Genomic DNA, 18,354 nt, shown 5'->3' on the forward strand with positions numbered 1-18,354 from the left:
GACTCTTTGTCGCTGCTTTTTCCTATTCTTTCAAGAATGACCTCCGCCACGACGCCGACCCCTGCCGCATCAAATTTCCTGCTCAACATCGTTCAAGACGACCTCGAAGCCCAGCGCTTCGCAGGCAAGCGTTGGGCGGGCAAGCCTGGCCCGGCGGCCTTGCAACAACAAGGCGGACTGGATTCGGCCCGCATCCGCACGCGCTTCCCACCGGAGCCCAACGGCTACCTGCACCTCGGCCACGCCAAGAGCATCTGCGTGAACTTCGGGCTGGCCCGCGATTTCGGCGGCGTCTGCCATCTGCGCTTTGACGACACCAATCCGGAAAAGGAAGACCAGGAATACGTCGACGCCATCATCGAGGCCGTGCACTGGCTGGGCTTCGACTGGAAGGCCGACGGCAATGACAACCTGTACTTCGCCAGCGACTACTTCGGCTACATGTACGAGTTCGCCGAGGCCTTGGTCGAGGCCGGCCACGCCTACGTCGACGAGCAAAGCCCCGAAGAGATCCGCGCCAACCGCGGCACGCTGACCGAACCCGGCACCGACTCGCCCTGGCGCAACCGCCCGGCCGCCGAGTCGCTGACGCTGCTGCGCGAAATGCGCGACGGCAAGCATCCGGACGGCAGCCTGGTGCTGCGCGCGAAGATCAACATGGCTTCGCCCAACATCAACCTGCGCGACCCGGTCATGTACCGCGTGCGCCACGCCCACCATCACCGCACCGGCGACCAGTGGTGCATCTACCCGATGTACAGTTGGGCGCACCCGGTCGAAGACGCGCTGGAAGGCATCACGCACAGCGTCTGCACGCTGGAATTCGAAGACCAGCGTCCGTTCTACGATTGGATCCTGGCGCGCCTGGCCGAACTCGGCAAGCTGGCGCAGCCGCTGCCCCACCAGTACGAATTCGCACGCCTGAACGTGAGCTACGTCGTCACCAGCAAGCGCAAGCTGCTGCAACTGGTGCGCGAAGGCCACGTGGACGGCTGGGACGATCCCCGTATGCCGACCATCTTCGGCCTGCGCCGGCGCGGCTACACGCCCTCCTCGATCCGCCTGTTCTGCGACCGCACCGCCGTGTCCAAGTCCGACTCGCGCATCGACTACAGCCTGCTGGAGCAGGCAGTGCGCGACGACCTGGACCCGGTCGCCCCGCGCTCGGTGGCCGTGCTGGACCCGCTCAAGCTGGTCATCACCAACTACCCGGAAGGCCAGACCGAGATCTGCACCGCGCCGCGCAACCCGCACGATCCCGAAGCCGGCGTGCGCGAGTTCCCGCTGTCGCGCGAACTCTGGATCGAACGCGACGACTTCCGCGAAGAAGCGCCCAAGAAGTACTTCCGCCTGTTCCCGGGCAATACCGTGCGCCTGAAATACGGCTACGTGGTGCGCTGCACCGGCTTCACCAAGAACGAAGCCGGCGAGGTCATCGAGGTCCAGGCCGAATACCTGCCGGAAACCAAGAGCGGCACGCCGGGCGCCGACAGCGTCAAGGTCAAGGGCAACATCACCTGGGTCAGCGCGGCCCATGCGGTGCCCGCCCAGATCCACCTGTACGACCGCCTGTTCGCCGACGCGCGTCCGGACGGCGGCGACAAGGATTTCCTGGCCTGCCTGAACCCGAACTCCAAGCTGACCGTCACGGCCTGGCTGGAGCCGGGCACCGTCGCCACGCCGGGCGCCACCTGGCAGTTCGAACGCCTGGGCTACTTCACGGCCGACCTGAAGGAATCCAGCCCCGAAGCGCCGGTGCTCAACCGCATCGTGACCCTGCGCGACTCCTGGGCGCAAGGCTGACGCGCCGCGCGCGCATTGCCGGAAATAGGCGCCGAAAGGCGCCTTTTTCTTTGGGTCCGCCCCCTGCGCATGCGGCCCCTGGGCGGGTTATCATCCCCCGAACCCCGCAGCCGGTCGAGCCCGCCGTTTCCCGGCCCCAAGACCGCCAGCCACAATCAAGATGAACACTGAATCCCTAGCCCTGGACTTCAAAAGCGCCACCCTCTATGCCATCCGGGTGGTCCTGCACAGCGCCGACCCCGAACGCCTGAACGCCGCCCTGGCCAAGCGCATGGCCGATGCCGGCAGCTTCTTCGAAAACGAACCCGTGGTCGTCGACGCCAGCCGCGTCGAGGAAAAAATCGATTGGACCGCCCTGGTGGCGGCATTGCGCGGCCATAACCTGCCTCCCATCGGCGTGGTCGCCGAAGGCGCCAATCTGGAATCCGCGCGCGCGGCGGGCCTCACTCCGGTTGAACTGTCCACGCCCGCGGCCCGGCCCGCGCCAGTGATCGACACCGCGCCGCCCAACGACGTCTCCACGCCGGTGCCTTCGGTGCCGGCCGCCGCGATCGAAACCGCGGCAGCCCCCACCGAAGCAGCCGCCGAACCGGAAGCGCCCGCCGACAAACCCGCGGGCGAACCGCTGCCCGCGCGCGCAGCCAGCAACACCACCTCGGCCTCCAGTCCCACGCCCGCCGCGCCGCACTCGTCATCGGCGCTGGTCATTACCAAGCCGCTGCGTTCCGGCCAGCGCGTCTACGCGCGCCACACGGACCTGGTGGTGATCGGCATGGTGAGCCAGGGCGCCGAAGTCATTGCCGACGGCAACATCCACGTCTACGGCCCGTTGCGCGGCAAGGCCATGGCCGGCGCACGCGGCGATACCTCCGCGCGCATTTTCACGACCCACCTGGACGCCGAGCTGCTGGCCGTGGCCGGCGTGTACCGCGTGGTCGAGGACAAGCTGGACCGCACGCTGCAGAACCAGCCCGCGCTGGTCCGCCTGGACGGCGACACGCTGCGCATCGAAGCCCTCAAGGCTTGATATCCGGAATCTGGCCGCCAGCGGCGGCCAATGCGCACGCGCAGACACCCGCGCAAATTTCAACACATCCTGTAAGAAGCCTTACAAGGGCTTTTTGCTTTACGATAACGCGATTTATTCGAACATAAGGGTTTGATCGTCATGACACGCATTGTTGTGGTGACTTCCGGCAAAGGCGGCGTGGGCAAAACCACGACCAGCGCCAGTTTTTCTGCGGGACTCGCGATGCGGGGCCACAAGACCGCTGTCATCGACTTCGATGTCGGCCTGCGCAACCTCGACCTGATCATGGGCTGCGAACGTCGCGTCGTGTACGACTTCGTCAACGTGATCCAGGGCGAAGCCACGCTCAACCAGGCTCTCATCAAGGACAAGCAGCTCGAAAACCTGTTCATCCTGCCCGCCTCGCAGACGCGCGACAAAGACGCGCTGACGCAGGAAGGCGTGGAAAAGGTCATCAATGACCTCAAGGGCATGGGCTTTGACTACATCGTCTGCGACTCGCCCGCCGGCATCGAAACGGGCGCGCTGATGGCCGCCTATTTCGCCGACGACGCGCTGGTCGTGACCAACCCGGAAGTCTCGTCGGTGCGCGACTCCGACCGCATCCTGGGCATCCTCGCCGCCAAGTCCAAGCGCGCCGTGGAAGGCGATGAACCGGTCAAGGAATACCTGCTGCTGACGCGCTACAGCCCCAAGCGCGTGGTCGACGGCGAAATGCTGTCGCTGGGCGACATCGAGGACATTCTGCGCATCAAGCTGATCGGCGTGATCCCCGAATCCGAAGCGGTGCTGCAAGCGTCGAACCAGGGCCTGCCGGCCATCCACCTCAGAGACACCGACGTTTCCGAAGCCTACAAGGACGTCGTGGCCCGTTACCTTGGCGAAGACAAGGCCCTGCGCTTTACCGACTATGAAAAGCCCGGTTTCCTGAAACGCCTGTTCGGAGGCAAGTAAGCAATGTCCTTCCTGTCGTTTCTGCTTGGTCAAAAGAAGACCTCCGCATCCGTCGCCAAGGAACGGTTGCAGATCATCCTGGCCCACGAGCGGGGCCGCGGCGACTCGCCCGATTACCTGCCGCAGTTGCAGCAGGAGCTTATCGCCGTCATTTCGAAATACGTGAAGATCAACCCCGAGGACATCAAGGTGCACCTGGAACGCCAGGACACGCTGGAGGTCCTGGAGGTCAAGATCGAAATGCCGCAGAACGAGACCTGATGCGGCTGTGCGCGCCCCTGGCGCGCATCACAATCAAAAAAAATGCCCGGCGATGCCGGGCATTTGCTTTGGGGCGACGGACGCTTAGCGCTTGCCGACCTGATCGCCGATGACGCCGCCGATCGCCGCTCCGCCCACCGTTCCGAGGATGCCGCCGTTGGTGATCACAGCGCCTGCCACGCCGCCCAGCGCAGCGCCGCCGACGGCGCTCTTCTGGCGATGGCTCATGCCGTCCCACGAAGAGCACCCAGCCATGGCGGCGGTCATCGCCAGCGCGACACAGATTTTGGAGAGAGATGCGATTTTCATATTTGTGGTTCCTATTCTCGTACCCGGGAGCCGCGCATGAAACTGGATGCGAGCGCGCGGCGCCCATAAGGGCCTGGAACCTTCAGGATCGCAAAATATTCTTGCCCTGGCTGTGAAGTTTGCCCATGAATTGTGTCAAAGGGCGAGTTAATCTTTGCGCGCCCCAGGGACATTGTTGCAGCGCGCGGCCGCTATTTGACCAGACGTAACACCTCGCGGAAGCGCGGGTGTTCACAAGTGCGCATCCACTCGAATATCGCCATCTCGGACGTGACGATTTCAGCACCATGCGCACGCGCGCGGCGCAACGCCGCGTGATGATCGGCCGGCTTGCGCGAGCCCGCCGCATCCGCCACCAGCACCGCGTGGTAGCCCAGGTCAATCAAGCCGATCACGGTTTGCAGCACGCAGATGTGCGCCTCGCAGCCCGCCACCAGGATGGTCTTGCGCGCGGCCGGCAACCAGGCCTCGAAGCCCGGCTCCAGCGCCGAAGAGAAGTGCATTTTCTGGAAGGCGCTCTGGACTTGCTCGCGCAGCGGCTCCACGGTGGTCCCCAGCATCTTGGCGTGGTGCTCGGTAGCCACCACCGGCACGTCCAGCAGTCGCGCAGCCTGCGCAAGCTTGTGCGCGGCGCGAAGCACCGCCTCGTTGTCATGGATGACGGGCATCAGGCGCCCCTGCATGTCGACGATCAGCAGGGTGGAATCGGTAGCGGACAACAACATTGCGCGGTGCTCCTGGAAGAAGTCCTCAAGGCCGACTCACGCAGAACGAAGCCTTGAACAGCCCTTAGCATACCTCCGGCAAAAAAAATCCCGGCGCGAGGCCGGGATCGTTTTCAGGCGCCGATTACTTCAGGGCCTTGTAGCGCAGGCGCTTGGGCTTGGCGCCCTCTTCGCCCAGGCGGCGCTTCTTGTCGGCTTCATATTCCTGGTAGTTGCCATCGAAGAACACGACTTGCGAGTCGCCTTCGAAGGCCAGGATGTGCGTGGCGATCCGGTCCAGGAACCAGCGATCGTGGCTGATGACCATGACGCTGCCGGGGAACTCCAGCAATGCATCTTCCAGCGCGCGCAGGGTTTCGACGTCGAGGTCGTTGGACGGTTCGTCCAGCAGCAGCACGTTGCCGCCGGCGATCAGGGTCTTGGCCATGTGCAGGCGGCCGCGTTCACCGCCGGACAGCTGGCCCACGACCTTGTTCTGGTCGCCGCCCTTGAAGTTGAAGCGGCCCAGATAGGCGCGCGACGACATTTCGAACTTGCCCACCGTGAGCAGGTCGGCGCCGTCGGCCACCGCGTCGAACACGGTCTTCTTGTCTTCCAGCGCATCGCGCGACTGGTCGACATAGGCCAGCTTGACGGTCTGGCCGATGTTGACCTCGCCCGAATCCGGCTGCTCGCGGCCCGCGATCATGCGGAACAGCGTGGACTTACCGGCGCCGTTGGCGCCGATGATGCCGACGATGGCGCCGGGCGGCACCTTGAAGCTGAGGTTGTCGATCAGCAGGCGGTCGCCATAGGCCTTGCTGACGTTGTTGAATTCGATGACCTCGTTGCCCAGGCGCTCGCCCACGGGAATGAAGATTTCCTGGGTTTCATTGCGCTTCTGGTATTCGTAGGACGACAGTTCCTCGAAGCGGGCCAGACGCGCCTTGGCCTTGGCCTGGCGGCCCTTCGGGTTCTGGCGCACCCACTCCAGTTCCTTCTTGATGGTCTTCTGGCGGGCGGACTCCGACGCCTCTTCCTGCTTCAGGCGATCTTCCTTCTGCTCCAGCCACGAGCTGTAGTTGCCCTTCCAGGGAATGCCATAACCGCGGTCCAGTTCCAGGATCCATTCGGCCGCGTTGTCCAGGAAGTAGCGATCGTGGGTCACGCCCACCACGGTGCCGGGGAACTTGTGCAGGAACTGCTCCAGCCACTCCACGCTTTCGGCGTCCAGGTGGTTGGTGGGTTCGTCCAGCAGCAGCATGTCGGGTTTGGACAGCAACAGGCGGCACAGCGCCACGCGGCGCTTTTCACCGCCGGACAGCTTGCCGACGATGGCGTCCCAGGGCGGCAGGCGCAGCGCGTCGGCAGCGATTTCCATCTGGTGTTCGATGTCGTCGGCGCCGCTGGAGGCGGCGGCGGCGATGATGGCCTCAAGCTCGGCCTGCTCGGCGGCCAGCGCGTCGAAATCCGCATCCGGCTCGGCGTAGGCGGCATAGACCTCGTCCAGGCGCTTCTTGGCCGAGACGACGGCGCCCAGGCCCTCTTCCACCGACTGGCGCACCGTGTGCTCGGGGTTGAGCTGCGGTTCCTGCGGCAGGTAGCCGATGTTCAGGCCCGGCATGGGGATGGCTTCGCCTTCGATTTCCTTATCGACGCCGGCCATGATCTTCAGCAGCGTCGACTTGCCCGAGCCGTTCAGGCCCAGCACGCCGATCTTGGCGCCAGGAAAAAACGAAAGCGAAATGTCGCGCAGGATCTGCCGCTTGGGCGGCACGATCTTGCCGACGCGGTTCATGGTGTAGACGTATTGGGCCATGGGCTCGTATAGGAGATATAGCTGATGAACCGTCGATTGTAGGCCGGAACCCTGACCCGCGTATGTCCGCCGCCAAATGGCCGGCCCTTGCGGCGTACCCGGCCCTTCAGGCGGCCTTGGGCCGCGTCGCCCGGCCGCCGGCGCGCATTTGCGCCAGCATCACGCCAGCCAGCGCCATCGCCCCGCCGACGATGTGGAACAGATGGGGCTTTTCGTCCAGGAACACGGCCGCGATCGCCACCGTGGCCACCGGCATGAGGTTGAGGAAAATGCTGGCGCGGTTGGGGCCCAGGTGCTTGACGCCCTGCATCCACAGGAAGGGCGCGAACAACGACGGGAATACCGCCGCATACAGCACCAGGGGCAGGTTGTCGCCGTTGAGCGGTGACGGCGGCGCCATCAGGAAAGCGGGCAGCTGGAACAGCACGCCGAAAGCGACCTGCACATACAGCGACTGCCACGGTCCCACCGGCAGTGCCCAGCGGCGCAGCAGCACGCCGTACAGCGCATAGGCCAGCGCGCCCACGCCCATCAGCAGATCGCCGCGGTTGGCGCCCACTTCAAGCAGGCGGGCGGGATCGCCCTCGCCGATCAGTAGCGCCAGGCCCGCCAGCGACAGCAGCCCACCCAGCATGGCCATGACCGAGGGCAGTTCGCGCAGCAGCAGCGCCACCACCGCGATGGTCATCAGCGGAATCATCGCCGTGATGATGCCCATATTGGTCGCCGTGGTGCTGGCGGCCGCCACATAGGCCAGGCCCTGGTACAGGGCCATGCCCAAGCCGCCCAGCACCGCCAGTTTGGGCAGGTGGGGCAGGATCTGGCGGCGCTGCGCCCAGACGCCCGGCAGCACGAACGGCGTCAGCACCACCCCGGCCAGGGCCCAGCGGTAGAAGCCGATGGCGGCCGGCGCGATGGCGCTGGCCGCCATCTTGGTGACGATCATGTTGACCGACCAGATCAAGGCTGCCAGCAACGGATAAAGCAGATAACGGGCGGGAACATGCGGAGAGGAAGCGCGGGTCATGAGGGGCAATGCACAGGCTAGATGAGACAGGGCCAGTGTAGGATCTGTCTGACCTGATGTATATAATGAAAAACAGACAAAACCAGACGAAGTTCCGACATGTCCGCCATCGATTCCGCGCCCACGCTGGCCAGCCACCTGCCCTACCCGCTGGCTTGCCGCATCCTGCATTTCACGCCGCGTTCCGGCATGAAGCGCCACAGCTCGCCCTGGGCGGAACTGAACTTCGCCATCTCCGGCATCATGGAAATCGGCATACGCGGCGTCACCTACCTGTCGCCGCCGCAGTACGCCATCTGGATACCGCCGCATGTCGAGCATTGCTGCCAGAACGAAGGCGAAGTGCACTACGCCTGCATCGACATCCCCGCCGCGGCCTGCGCCGGCCTGCCCACGGAACCGTGCACGCTCGAGATCAGCCCGGTCATGCGCGCGATCCTGGGCGACTTCGAGCAGCGCGGCATCAGCTATCCGGATACGCCGGAAGACCGGCGCATGGCGCAGATCGTCATCGACCAGGTCCGCCAGGCTCGGGCTTACGCCAGCTACCTGCCCTCCACCTCCGACCCGTTGCTGGCACCCATCCTGTCGGCGCTGCAGCACAGTCCAGGCGATAAGCGCGGCGCCGCACACTGGGCCGCCACGGCCGGCATCACCGAGCGCACGCTGCTGCGCCACTGCCAGCAGCGCCTGGGCATGTCGTTCAATGAATGGCGCCTGCGGCTGCGCGTGGTCAGCGCCCTGGGCATGCTGGACGCGGGCCGGCCGGTCCAATCTGTGGCGCGCGAGCTTGGTTACAGCACGCCGTCGGCCTTCATCGCCATGTTCCAGCGGCTTACAGGTCAATCGCCCGACAACGCGCGCAGGCGCAGCCAGGGCGGCGCACCCGCGCCCTGACCCCGGAAAACCGCGTCATCCAAGCGCCTGATGCAAGGCGCGGCCGATCGCGAGACAATACGGCTGTAGCCAGGGCCTGCCAGCGGGCCCGAATCTTGCCGTGCCGTCGCGGCTTCATCGCGCCCAGGAACCCCTTCATGTCTGCCTCCGCCACTCCCCCCGCCTCCTTGACCCATTTCAGCACCGCCGAGCTGGACATGCTGGCCAAGACCGCCGACGCCTTGAGCGCCTATCTGGGCAAGCCCGTGCTGGCCGAAGTGGTGCTGGGCGATGATGGCACCGAATGGGTGACCTATGGCGTGCCCATGGACGAAAACGCCAAGCCCGACGAAGACCAGACCCACGTGCAGCTGGGCGGCGCCGGCGCCCGCCTGCTGGGCAATCGCGGCGGCCTGCCCCAGTCCGACGACGACACCTACGACTGTCTCTACCTCTGGGCCATCGAGATCTCGCTGAACGAAGGCGAGCGCTTCATCAAGCTGGACCACGACGGCGAAGAGTCCGCATGGTCCGACAATCTGGAAGACGTGCTGCCGTTTGCCCTGACGGAAGAACCCGTACCGGAGGACCCGGACGCGGAGGACGACGAGGACGAAGCGGATGAGGACGATGAGGATGATGCGGATGGCCACGGCCACGATCATCCTCACGACCACAACCACCGCCACTGAAGCGCGGCCGGGCGGCGGGTTGCGGCCGGCATGGCCGCGCAACCGCGCCGTCCGCGGATCAGACCGAGATCCGCCCTTCCTGCACCGCGTGGCAGGCCACCACCGACACTCCCGCGGCCATTGCCACTGGCGCCTCTGACTTGCAACGCTCGTTCGCATGCGGACAGCGCGGATGAAAGGTGCAGCCCGACGGCGGATTCAGCGGATTGGGCACCTCGCCCGCCACCGCGGTGCGCGGCTTGCCCGCGCCGTTGATGTCGGGAATGGCCTCCAGCAGCATGCGCGTGTACGGATGGCGAGGCCGCGCGAACAGCTCGTCGCGCGGCGCCACCTCCACCATGCGGCCCAGGTACATCACCCCCACCCGGTCGGCCACATGGTGCACCACCGCCAGGTTGTGGGAAATGAACAGATAGGTCAGCCCCAGGTTGCGCTGCAGATCCTTCATCAGGTTCAGCACCTGCGCCTGCACCGACACATCCAGCGCCGAGGTCGGCTCGTCGCACACCAGGAATTCCGGATTCACCGCCAACGCCCGCGCGATCGAAATGCGCTGGCGCTGGCCGCCGGAAAACTGGTGTGGATAGCGGCCCTGGTCGGCCGGGTCCAGGCCCACCTGCTTGAGCAGTTCGCCCACGCGCGCGCTGCGCTCGTCAGGCGTCATCGTGGTGTGGGTCAGCATGGGTTCGGCGATGATGCGGCCCACGCGCCAGCGCGGATTCAGGCTGGCATAGGGATCCTGGAAGATCATCTGCAGGCGCTTGCGCAAGGCGCGGCCGCCTGGCTCGGACATGCGCGACAACGGCTGGCCGTCGAAACGGATGTCGCCGCGGGTCAGGCCATACAACCCCACCAGCATGCGCGCCACGGTCGATTTGCCGCAGCCCGATTCGCCCACCAGCGCCAGCGTTTCGCCGCGCGCGATCTCGAACGACACCCCGTCCACGGCGCGCAGCATCACGCGCGGCTTGCCCGCGAGCTTGCGTTCCAGCCACGGCGGCGACACATCGAACCAGCGCGCGGCGTCCTTTACTTCCACCAAGGGCGTCGTCATGCGGCCACCTTATCGTTGTTGTCGTGCAGCCAACAGGCCGCGCGGGACGTCCCGGCCGCCATCAGCTCCGGACGCTCGACGCCGCAACGCGGCAGGCGCTGGCCGCAGCGCGGATTGAAGGCGCAGCCCGGCGGAATGGCGTTCAGGCGCGGCATGCTGCCGTCGATCTGCACCAGCCGTTCGGAGTGTCCTTCCAGCGATGGAATCGATCCCATCAATCCCTTCGTGTAGGGATGGCGCGGCTTGTGGATCACGTCGGCCACCGGGCCGATCTCGGCCACGCGGCCCGCGTACATCACCGCAACGCGGTCGGCGGTTTCGGCGATCACACCCATGTCGTGCGTGATCAGCATCACCGCCGTGCCGTTTTCGCGGCACAGGCGCTTGAGCAGTTCGATGATCTGCGCCTGGATCGACACGTCCAGCGCGGTCGTGGGCTCGTCCGCCACCACCAGCTTGGGTTCGGCCGCCAGGGCCAGCGCAATCACCACGCGCTGGCGCATGCCGCCGGAGAACTGGTGAGGATAGTGGTCGATGCGCTCGCGCGCGGCCGGAATGCCGGTCGATGCCAGCAGCTCCACCGCCCGTTCGCGCGCCTGGGACCAGCTCAGGTCCAGGTGCGTCACGATGGTTTCCGCCAATTGCCGGCCCACCGTGTATAGCGGGTTCAACGAGGTCAGCGGGTCCTGGAACACGGCCCCGATCTCGCGGCCGCGCACGCGGCGCATCTGCTCGTCGGGCAGGTTGTCGATGCGGCGGCCCGCCAGCAGGATCTCGCCCGCGGCGATACGTCCCGGCGGTTCCAAGAGGCCAATGATGGATGCGCCGGTCAGGGACTTGCCTGCGCCGGATTCGCCCACTACGCCCAGGACTTCGCCAGCCTGGATGGAAAAGGACACGTCGTCCAGCGCGCGCAGCGTGCCGCGGCGCGTGGGGAATTCCACGCGCAGGTTGCGGACTTCTAGTAATGCGCTCATGTAAACCTCAATTCAGACGCGGGTTGAGCGCATCGCGCAGCCAGTCGCCAAGCAAGTTGACCGACAGCACCAGCAGCACCAGCGCCGCACCCGGGAAGATGGTGATCCACCATTCCCCTGAAAACAGGAAGTCGTTGCCGATGCGGATCAGCGTGCCGAGCGACGGCGCGGTCGGCGGTACGCCTACGCCCAGGAACGACAGCGTGGCCTCCGTGATGATGGCCGTGGCCAGGTGCACCGTGGCCAGCACCAGCACCGGACCCAGCACATTGGGCAGCACGTGGCGGAACATGATGACCGGCGAGGCCACGCCGATCACGCGCGCCGCCTGCACGTATTCGCGGTTCTTCTCCACCAGGGTGGAGCCGCGCACCGTGCGCGCATACTGCGGCCAGCCCGCCAGCGCGATCGCGCCGATCAGCACCGGGAACGCGATCAGCTCATGCAGCTCGCGCGGCACCGCCGCCCGCGCCACACCGTCGATCAGCAGCGCGATCAGGATGGCGGGGAACGACAGCTGCACGTCGGCGATGCGCATGATGAACGCATCGATGCGCCCGCCCGCGTAGCCCGAGATCAGCCCCAGCACGATGCCGATCAGCATCGACAGCAGCACCGAGGCCAGGCCGATCAAGAGCGACACGCGGGTGCCGTACAGGATGGCCGAGTACAGGTCGCGGCCCTGGCTGTCGGTGCCCAGCAGGTAGGTCGGCAGGCCATTGGCCTCCCAGGCGGGCGGCAGCAAGGCGTCCAGCAGTTCCACCTTGGTCAGGTCGAACGGGTTGTGCGGCGCCACCCAACCGGCCCCGAAGGAGCCGATCAGCAGGAGCGCCAGCATCACGGTGGCGATGATCGCCACGGGCGCCCGGCGCCAGGCCCAGGCAATGTCGCTGTCCCACCAGCGTTTGAGTACGGCGCGCATCAGTGAGCCCCCCCGCCGCGGGTCAGCCCGGAACGCAGGCGCGGGTCCACGACAAAATACAAAAGATCGACGATCAGGTTGATCACCACGAACACCAGCGCAATCAGGCACAGGTAGGCCGCCATGACGGGCACGTCGGCGAATTGCACCGCCTGGATGAACAACAGGCCCATGCCCGGCCACTGGAACACGGTTTCCGTGACGATGGCGAAGGCGATGATGCCGCCCAGTTGCAGGCCGGTGATGGTGATGACCGGCACCATGGTGTTCTTCAGCGCGTGGCCGAAGTGGATGGCGCGACGCTTCAGGCCGCGGGCGCGGGCAAACTTGATGTAGTCCGAACGCAGCACCTCCAGCATTTCCGAACGCACCAGGCGCAGCACCAGGGTCATCTGGAACAGCGACAAGGTGATGGACGGCAGGATGAGATGCTTCCAGCCCGTGGCGGTGAACAACCCCGATGACCACCAGCCCACGCTGACGGTGTCGCCCCGCCCGTAGCTGGGCAGCCAGCCCAGTTGCACGGAAAACACCAGGATCAGCAGGATGCCGATCAGGAAGGTGGGCAGCGACACGCCCAGCAGCGACCCGGCCAGCAGCAGCTGGGACAGCAAGCTGTTGCGCTTGAGCGCGGTATACACGCCCAGCGGCACGCCCACCAGCAGCGCCAGCAAGGCCGCCACCATGGACAGCTCCAGCGTGGCCGGCAGGCGGGATTTCAGCAAGGAGGATACGGGTTCGCTTTGGCGCAGGGAGATGCCGAAATTGCCCTGCACGGCGTTGACCACGAAATGGCCGAATTGGACGATGGCGGGCTCGTTCAGCCCCAGGCGCTCACGCAGTTCGATGCGTTCGGCATCGGTGGCGTCCTGTCCCAGCATGATGGTGACAGGGTCGCCGACATATTGAAAAAGCACAAAGGCCAGTAGCGCGACGGTGAGCATCACCGCTACGGCCTGCAACAGGCGACGCAGTATGAAAGCAAACATAGGCGGAAAAGGCGAAACAGCGAAAGCCCGTCGGCCTGTTCATCATGAACAGGCTGACGGGCCCCGCCGTTTGATTAGCCTGGATCAGTCAACCTTGACCCAATCGGCAACGAGGCGATTGTCGGCACGGTGGATGACCGTGACGTTCTTGCGCATGGCCCAGGGAATCACCTGGTCGTGCAGCGGGATGTGGCCGAAGTCCTTGGCGTGCCCTTGCAGCACGGTGATGATGTCGGCGTCACGCTTGGCCGGATCGGTTTCCGTCTTGATCCGGTCGATGATGACGTCCAGTTCCTTGTTGCTGTAGTTGCCCAGGTTGTACATGCCGTCCGCGCCCTCGCCCTTGGTGCGAATCAGGTTCTGCAGCGTGTACATGGCGTCGAACGTGGGCACGCCCCAGCCGAACAGGTAGGCGCTGGTGTCGAACGACTGCACCTTGGGGAAATAGGTGGAGCGCGGCATGGCGTTCATGGTGGCCTTGACGCCGACCTTGGCCCACATGCCGACCACCGCCTGACAGATGGCTTCGTCGTTGATGTAGCGGTTGTTCGGGCAATCCAGCGTGAAGTTCAGCGTGCCGTCGTAGCCGGCTTCCTTCAGCAGGGCACGGGACTTTTCCGGATCATAGGGCACGCGCGCCTGCAGCTGCTGGGCCCAGCCGTGCACCTGCGGCGCGATCATCGTGCCGGTGGGCGCGGACAGGCCGCGCATCACGGCGCGCTTGATGGCGTCCACGTCGATCGCGCGATACAGCGCCTCGCGCACGCGGATGTCCTGGAACGGGTTCTTGCCCTTGATGTTGGAATACTGGAGTTCCGGACGCTTCTGGTCCAGGCCCAGGTAGATGGTGCGGTATTCGTTGCCTTCCACGACCTTGGCCGACTGGCGCAGGCGATCCAGGTCCTGGGCCGCCGGATCCAGCACGAAGTCGATTTCACCCGACAGCAGCGCCGCGGTACGCGTGGCGTTCTGCTTGATCGGCGTGAACACGACTTCGGTCACGTTGCCGACCTTGCCGCCCTTGTTCCACCAGTCCTTGTTTTCCTCGAACACCGTGCGCACGTCCACTTCGCGCGACTTCAGCTTGTAGGGGCCGGTGCCGTTGGTGTTGCGCGCGGCGTAGGTCTCTTCCTTGTTGACGAAGTCCTGCGGCTTGGCGACGTTGTTCTTTTCCGACCAGGCCTTGTTCATGATGAACACGTTGGTCAGCTGGCGCAGCAGCACCGGGTTAGGCGCCGAGGTCTCGATCTCGACCGTCAGGTCGTCGATCTTGCGGGCTTCCTTGATGCCGGTGGTGTAGGCCTTGTAGTTCGAGGTGGGCGCCATGGCGCGGTGGATCGAGAACACCACGTCGTCCGCGGTGAAGGCGGCGCCGTCATGGAACTTCACGCCGGGGCGCAGCTTGAAGCGGTACAGCGTGGGCGAAACCTGCTCCCACTCCGTCGCCAGGCGCGGGTTGACCTTGAAGGACTTGTCGTAGTCCACCAGTGGTTCGTAGACGTAGCTGTTGGCGGCGATCGTCATGCCTTCGTTCTGCGAGTGCGGATCGAAGGTGAGGATGTCGCCCTGGGCGGCCCAGCGGAAGGTCTTGGCCTGCCCGATCGTGGGCACGGCAACGGCGGCGGCGATCGCGATAGCAATCAAAGTGCGGCGCATAGGTTCAACTCCTGACTGTAGTCTGAATACCGGCGCGATATTGCCTAGCCGCAGGACCTCCGTCAATTGAGGGTTTATGCGTACCGTAGACGGTTTTCACAGAGGGAGAACCAATTGGGGACACATAAGCTTGTAACAAAATAATCGAAGTAAACAGTGTTGGGCATGCGGCCCGCCTCCGCCCCCGCCTATTCCTCGTCCGGCGCCGACAATTCCAGCGGCACGTGCTCGGTCATCAGCACCTCCAGCATGTCGATCAGCATCGCGGCCCTTTCCTCGCCGAACGGGGCCAGCACGGCCTTCTGGTGCTGCAAGGCCTGCTCGCACAGCGCGGCGATCAGATTCGTGCCCTTGGTGGTGATGCAGACGCGCGTCTGCCGCCGGTCCGCCCGCACGCCCGTGCGCGCCACCAGCCCTTCGGCCTCCATGCGCTGCACCACCTTGCTCAAGGTGGGCTGCTTGGTGATCGCCAGCACCGCCAGCGTGCCTATGGTTTCACCGGGACTGCCCTCCAGGCTGGCCAGTACCCGCCACTCGGTCACCGACAGGCCGGCCGCCTTTACCTGCAGATGGAATTCCGCCGAAATGCGCTGGCTGGCCTGCGCCAGCAGATAGGCCAGATAGCCATCGACGAAGCGGCCTTTGTGCGCCGCCGCGTCCGTGTCCCGCTGCTTGTCCAACCGCATGTTGCTTTGCTCCCACGCACCGGAAACCAGGGCCGACGCCGGCCCGACGAAATGCGCATTGCACCACGCCGGCGCAAACGCGCGCCATGATGTGCCGCAATGCTGTTGCGCAGCACAGGGTATACCCGGAATCGCAACCCGTTTTTGCACCATCGCAGCGCCGGAACAGCACTGCGACCTAGAGAACAACGAGTATATACGTCATTGTTTTAGCGTGATATTTTTTGTTTTCCATGAAATTTCATCTTTTTTGTTGACAGCTAAAACGTTGACTCCTAAAGTATTTTTAAGACGAGAATTTCCTGACGTGACGATGCTGCGCAGCAGCAACCATTGAGACCCGCAGGCCGGGCCGCGAAGGAGTGCCAGAATGGCTGAAAGGTCTTTCAAAAAAGAAGTCCAGCAGTTGCGCATCGGCGCGGGCGAAGAGTTCCGCGGAGAAGGCATTCTTGCGGTCACCAAGGCCTTGCTGCAGTCCGGCGTGGGCTACGTCGCGGGCTACCAGGGTTCGCCGATCTCGCATCTGATGGACGTGCTGGCCGACGCCAACGACATCCTCCAGGAACTGGGTGTGCATTTCGAGGCCAGCGCCTCCGAGGCCACCGCGGCGGCCACGCTGGCCGCCTCGGTCATGTACCCCATCCGCGGCGCCGTCACCTGGAAGTCCACCGTGGGCACCAACGTCGCATCCGACGCGCTGGCCAACCTGGCTTCCGGCGGCGTCACCGGCGGTTCGCTGGTCATCGTGGGCGAAGACTACGGCGAAGGCTCGTCCATCATGCAGGAACGCTCGCACGCGTTCGCCATGAAGTCGCAGATCTGGCTGCTGGATCCGCGCCCCAACCTGGAAAGCATGGTCAAGGCGGTGGAAGACGGCTTCGAGCTGTCCGAGGCCAGCAAGACGCCCGTGATGCTGCAACTGCGCATCCGCGGCTGCCACGTGCACGGCCGCTTCATCGCCAAGGAAAACAAGCGCCCCGCCTTCTCGCTGGCGCAGGCGCTGGAAAGCCCGGCGCGCGACACCAGCCGCATCGTGCTGCCGCCTGCCTCCTTCCTGCACGAACAGGAAAAGATCAAGGAGCGCTGGCCCGCCGCCATCCGCTACATCAAGGAACACAAGCTCAACGAACACTTTGACGGCGACCAGGACGATATCGGACTGATCCTGCAAGGCGGCCTCTACAACGGCGTGATCCGCGCCTTGCAGCTGCTGGGCCTGGCCGACAACTTCGGCAACAGCCGCATCCCGCTGTACGTCATGAACGTGACCTACCCCGTCATCGAGGACGAGGTCATCGATTTCTGCCGCGGCAAGCGCGCCGTGCTGCTGCTGGAAGAAGGCCAGCCGGACTACATCGAACAGAACCTGCACGCCGTGCTGCGCCGCGCCGGCATCGACACCAAGCTGTCCGGCAAGGACGTGCTGCCGATGGCGGGCGAATACACCACCCAGGTCATGCGCGACGGCCTGCGCGAATTCCTCAAGCGGCAACGCCCGGAATCGCTGCAGACGCATCCCGCCGCCCTGGCCGATGCCCAGGCCGCGGAACGCCAGCTCCAGATCACCGAGGTGGCGCGGCCCAAGCCGGCGCGTCCGGCCGAGCAGCCCATCACCTTCCACAAGCACGTCGAAGGCCTGGCAGCGGTCGTGCCGCCGCGGCCCGCCGGCTTCTGTACGGGCTGTCCGGAAAGGCCTATCTTCTCGGCCCTGACCCTGGCGCAGGAAACGCTGGGCCAGCACCATATTTCCTGCGATATCGGCTGCCACCTGTTCTCGATCCTGCCGCCGTTCAACCTGGGCGCCACCACCATGGGCTACGGCCTGGGCGCCTCCAGCGCGGCGGCCTTCAACGTGCCGGCCGCCAAGCGCCCCATCTCCATCATGGGCGACGGCGGCTTCTGGCACAACGGCCTGTCCTCGGGCATCGGCAACGCGGTCTTCAACAAGTACGACGGCGTCATCGTCATCGTCGACAACTTCTACGCCTCGGCCACCGGCGGACAGGACATCCTGTCCTCGCGCGCCGAAAACCCGGACCGCTCCACCAACAATCCCATCGACCAGGCCGTGCGCGGCGTGGGCGTGAAGTGGGTGCGCACGCTGGACCGCACCTATGACGTGGCCAAGGTGCGCGCCACCATCGAAGAGGCGCTGACCACCGACATCAAAGGCCCCAAGGTCATCATCGCGCAATCGGAATGCATGCTGAACAAGCAGCGCCGCATCAAGCCGCTGTTCAACAAGGCAGTCAAGGAAGGCAAGCGCGTGGTCAAGGAACGCTTCGGCGTGGACCCTGACGTCTGCACCGGCGACCATGCCTGCATTCGCCTGTCGGGCTGCCCGTCGCTGACGGTCAAGGACAGCGGCGACCCCTTGAAGGAAGATCCGGTGGCGCACGTGGAAAGCAGTTGCGTAGGCTGCGGCAACTGCGGCGAAGTCGCCCATGCCGCGGTGCTCTGCCCGTCCTTCTACCGCGCCGATATCGTCCACAACCCGACCGGCCGCGACCGCTTCATGGCGCGCATGCGCACCGCCGTCATCGGCTTCCTGCAACGCCGCCGCGCCGCGCGCCTGGCCCACCACGCCCTCTGAGG

General features: G+C 65.2%; 18 protein-coding genes. 7 read left to right on the top strand and 11 right to left on the bottom strand.

Annotated features, from left to right (window positions below):
• The first annotated feature begins 36 nt into the window (after positions 1-36).
• From IB257_RS18245 to minE, 4 genes are all read left to right on the top strand, one after another.
• Positions 37-1,803 carry a glutamine--tRNA ligase/YqeY domain fusion protein gene (locus IB257_RS18245; protein WP_054457358.1) on the top strand — a complete coding sequence of 589 codons (1,767 nt, stop codon included), beginning with the start codon at positions 37-39 and terminating at the stop codon, positions 1,801-1,803.
• Positions 1,804-1,963: 160 nt separating this feature from the next.
• Positions 1,964-2,830 carry a septum site-determining protein MinC gene (gene minC, locus IB257_RS18250; RefSeq protein WP_054457360.1) on the top strand — a complete coding sequence of 289 codons (867 nt, stop codon included), beginning with the start codon at positions 1,964-1,966 and terminating at the stop codon, positions 2,828-2,830.
• Between the two features lie 141 nt (positions 2,831-2,971).
• Entirely contained in the window at positions 2,972-3,787 is an 816-nt protein-coding gene (gene minD / locus IB257_RS18255; RefSeq protein WP_041652327.1) for a septum site-determining protein MinD, read from the top strand.
• 3 nt (positions 3,788-3,790) lie between these two features.
• Positions 3,791-4,048: a cell division topological specificity factor MinE gene (gene minE, locus IB257_RS18260; protein ID WP_006217654.1), complete on the top strand. Its 258-nt coding sequence runs from the start codon at positions 3,791-3,793 to the stop codon at positions 4,046-4,048.
• 84 nt (positions 4,049-4,132) lie between these two features.
• On the opposite strand, the gene IB257_RS18265 is transcribed toward minE, so the two are convergent.
• The 4 genes from IB257_RS18265 to IB257_RS18280 all read right to left on the bottom strand — a co-directional run bounded on the left by IB257_RS18265 (position 4,133) and on the right by IB257_RS18280 (position 7,907).
• The gene (locus tag IB257_RS18265; RefSeq protein ID WP_042796532.1) at positions 4,133-4,357 is read right to left on the bottom strand and encodes a glycine zipper 2TM domain-containing protein; all 225 of its coding nucleotides are present in this window, start codon (positions 4,355-4,357) and stop codon (positions 4,133-4,135) included.
• A gap of 191 nt (positions 4,358-4,548) precedes the next feature.
• Positions 4,549-5,082, bottom strand: coding sequence for an isochorismatase family protein (locus IB257_RS18270; RefSeq protein WP_125471667.1), 534 nt, complete (start codon positions 5,080-5,082; stop codon positions 4,549-4,551).
• A 124-nt stretch (positions 5,083-5,206) separates the two neighbouring features.
• Positions 5,207-6,880, bottom strand: a complete 1,674-nt coding sequence (gene ettA, locus IB257_RS18275) for an energy-dependent translational throttle protein EttA (RefSeq protein ID WP_054457363.1) — start codon at positions 6,878-6,880, stop codon at positions 5,207-5,209.
• Between the two features lie 106 nt (positions 6,881-6,986).
• Positions 6,987-7,907 (bottom strand): DMT family transporter, encoded by a 921-nt coding sequence (locus tag IB257_RS18280; protein ID WP_119449699.1) that lies wholly within the window; start codon positions 7,905-7,907, stop codon positions 6,987-6,989.
• Between the two features lie 99 nt (positions 7,908-8,006).
• On the opposite strand from IB257_RS18280, the gene IB257_RS18285 reads away from it, so the two are divergent.
• Entirely contained in the window at positions 8,007-8,804 is a 798-nt protein-coding gene (locus IB257_RS18285) for a helix-turn-helix transcriptional regulator (RefSeq protein WP_054457365.1), read from the top strand.
• Positions 8,805-8,941: 137 nt separating this feature from the next.
• Positions 8,942-9,475 (top strand): hypothetical protein, encoded by a 534-nt coding sequence (locus tag IB257_RS18290; RefSeq protein ID WP_054457367.1) that lies wholly within the window; start codon positions 8,942-8,944, stop codon positions 9,473-9,475.
• A gap of 58 nt (positions 9,476-9,533) precedes the next feature.
• On the opposite strand, the gene IB257_RS18295 is transcribed toward IB257_RS18290, so the two are convergent.
• The 7 genes from IB257_RS18295 to IB257_RS18325 form a co-directional block, all read right to left on the bottom strand.
• Positions 9,534-10,529 (bottom strand): ABC transporter ATP-binding protein, encoded by a 996-nt coding sequence (locus tag IB257_RS18295; RefSeq protein WP_054457369.1) that lies wholly within the window; start codon positions 10,527-10,529, stop codon positions 9,534-9,536.
• Positions 10,526-11,506: an ABC transporter ATP-binding protein gene (locus IB257_RS18300; RefSeq protein WP_054457372.1), complete on the bottom strand. Its 981-nt coding sequence runs from the start codon at positions 11,504-11,506 to the stop codon at positions 10,526-10,528. Before IB257_RS18300 ends, IB257_RS18295 begins: the two co-directional genes overlap by 4 nt.
• Before the next feature lie 7 nt (positions 11,507-11,513).
• Entirely contained in the window at positions 11,514-12,428 is a 915-nt protein-coding gene (locus tag IB257_RS18305) for an ABC transporter permease (RefSeq protein ID WP_054457374.1), read from the bottom strand.
• Positions 12,428-13,417: an ABC transporter permease gene (locus tag IB257_RS18310; RefSeq protein ID WP_192492653.1), complete on the bottom strand. Its 990-nt coding sequence runs from the start codon at positions 13,415-13,417 to the stop codon at positions 12,428-12,430. The genes IB257_RS18305 and IB257_RS18310 overlap by 1 nt, the downstream gene beginning before the upstream one ends.
• 84 nt (positions 13,418-13,501) lie before the next feature.
• Positions 13,502-15,073, bottom strand: coding sequence for an ABC transporter substrate-binding protein (locus IB257_RS18315; RefSeq protein WP_054457379.1), 1,572 nt, complete (start codon positions 15,071-15,073; stop codon positions 13,502-13,504).
• Positions 15,074-15,261: 188 nt separating this feature from the next.
• Positions 15,262-15,759 (bottom strand): MarR family winged helix-turn-helix transcriptional regulator, encoded by a 498-nt coding sequence (locus tag IB257_RS18320; RefSeq protein WP_118932370.1) that lies wholly within the window; start codon positions 15,757-15,759, stop codon positions 15,262-15,264.
• A 201-nt stretch (positions 15,760-15,960) separates the two neighbouring features.
• The gene (locus IB257_RS18325) at positions 15,961-16,149 is read right to left on the bottom strand and encodes a hypothetical protein (protein WP_125472485.1); all 189 of its coding nucleotides are present in this window, start codon (positions 16,147-16,149) and stop codon (positions 15,961-15,963) included.
• On the opposite strand from IB257_RS18325, the gene IB257_RS18330 reads away from it, so the two are divergent.
• A complete protein-coding gene (locus IB257_RS18330) occupies positions 16,130-18,352 on the top strand; it encodes an indolepyruvate ferredoxin oxidoreductase subunit alpha (RefSeq protein WP_175181123.1) in 2,223 nt (740 codons plus the stop codon). The genes IB257_RS18325 and IB257_RS18330 overlap by 20 nt on opposite strands.
• Positions 18,353-18,354 lie beyond the last annotated feature (2 nt).

This window comes from Achromobacter sp. ACM03 (genome assembly GCF_014851665.1).
Classification (GTDB): domain Bacteria; phylum Pseudomonadota; class Gammaproteobacteria; order Burkholderiales; family Burkholderiaceae_B; genus Achromobacter; species Achromobacter aegrifaciens.

Bases quoted from the DNA above. Each gene is read 5' to 3' on its own strand.
- IB257_RS18245 (WP_054457358.1), top strand. From the start codon at position 37: ATGACCTCCGCCACGACGCCGACCCCTGCCGCATCAAATTTCCTGCTC.
- minC (WP_054457360.1), top strand. From the start codon at position 1,964: ATGAACACTGAATCCCTAGCCCTGGACTTCAAAAGCGCCACCCTCTAT.
- minD (WP_041652327.1), top strand. From the start codon at position 2,972: ATGACACGCATTGTTGTGGTGACTTCCGGCAAAGGCGGCGTGGGCAAA.
- minE (WP_006217654.1), top strand. From the start codon at position 3,791: ATGTCCTTCCTGTCGTTTCTGCTTGGTCAAAAGAAGACCTCCGCATCC.
- IB257_RS18265 (WP_042796532.1), bottom strand. From the start codon at position 4,357: ATGAAAATCGCATCTCTCTCCAAAATCTGTGTCGCGCTGGCGATGACC.
- IB257_RS18270 (WP_125471667.1), bottom strand. From the start codon at position 5,082: ATGTTGTTGTCCGCTACCGATTCCACCCTGCTGATCGTCGACATGCAG.
- ettA (WP_054457363.1), bottom strand. From the start codon at position 6,880: ATGGCCCAATACGTCTACACCATGAACCGCGTCGGCAAGATCGTGCCG.
- IB257_RS18280 (WP_119449699.1), bottom strand. From the start codon at position 7,907: ATGACCCGCGCTTCCTCTCCGCATGTTCCCGCCCGTTATCTGCTTTAT.
- IB257_RS18285 (WP_054457365.1), top strand. From the start codon at position 8,007: ATGTCCGCCATCGATTCCGCGCCCACGCTGGCCAGCCACCTGCCCTAC.
- IB257_RS18290 (WP_054457367.1), top strand. From the start codon at position 8,942: ATGTCTGCCTCCGCCACTCCCCCCGCCTCCTTGACCCATTTCAGCACC.
- IB257_RS18295 (WP_054457369.1), bottom strand. From the start codon at position 10,529: ATGACGACGCCCTTGGTGGAAGTAAAGGACGCCGCGCGCTGGTTCGAT.
- IB257_RS18300 (WP_054457372.1), bottom strand. From the start codon at position 11,506: ATGAGCGCATTACTAGAAGTCCGCAACCTGCGCGTGGAATTCCCCACG.
- IB257_RS18305 (WP_054457374.1), bottom strand. From the start codon at position 12,428: ATGCGCGCCGTACTCAAACGCTGGTGGGACAGCGACATTGCCTGGGCC.
- IB257_RS18310 (WP_192492653.1), bottom strand. From the start codon at position 13,417: ATGTTTGCTTTCATACTGCGTCGCCTGTTGCAGGCCGTAGCGGTGATG.
- IB257_RS18315 (WP_054457379.1), bottom strand. From the start codon at position 15,073: ATGCGCCGCACTTTGATTGCTATCGCGATCGCCGCCGCCGTTGCCGTG.
- IB257_RS18320 (WP_118932370.1), bottom strand. From the start codon at position 15,759: ATGCGGTTGGACAAGCAGCGGGACACGGACGCGGCGGCGCACAAAGGC.
- IB257_RS18330 (WP_175181123.1), top strand. From the start codon at position 16,130: ATGGCTGAAAGGTCTTTCAAAAAAGAAGTCCAGCAGTTGCGCATCGGC.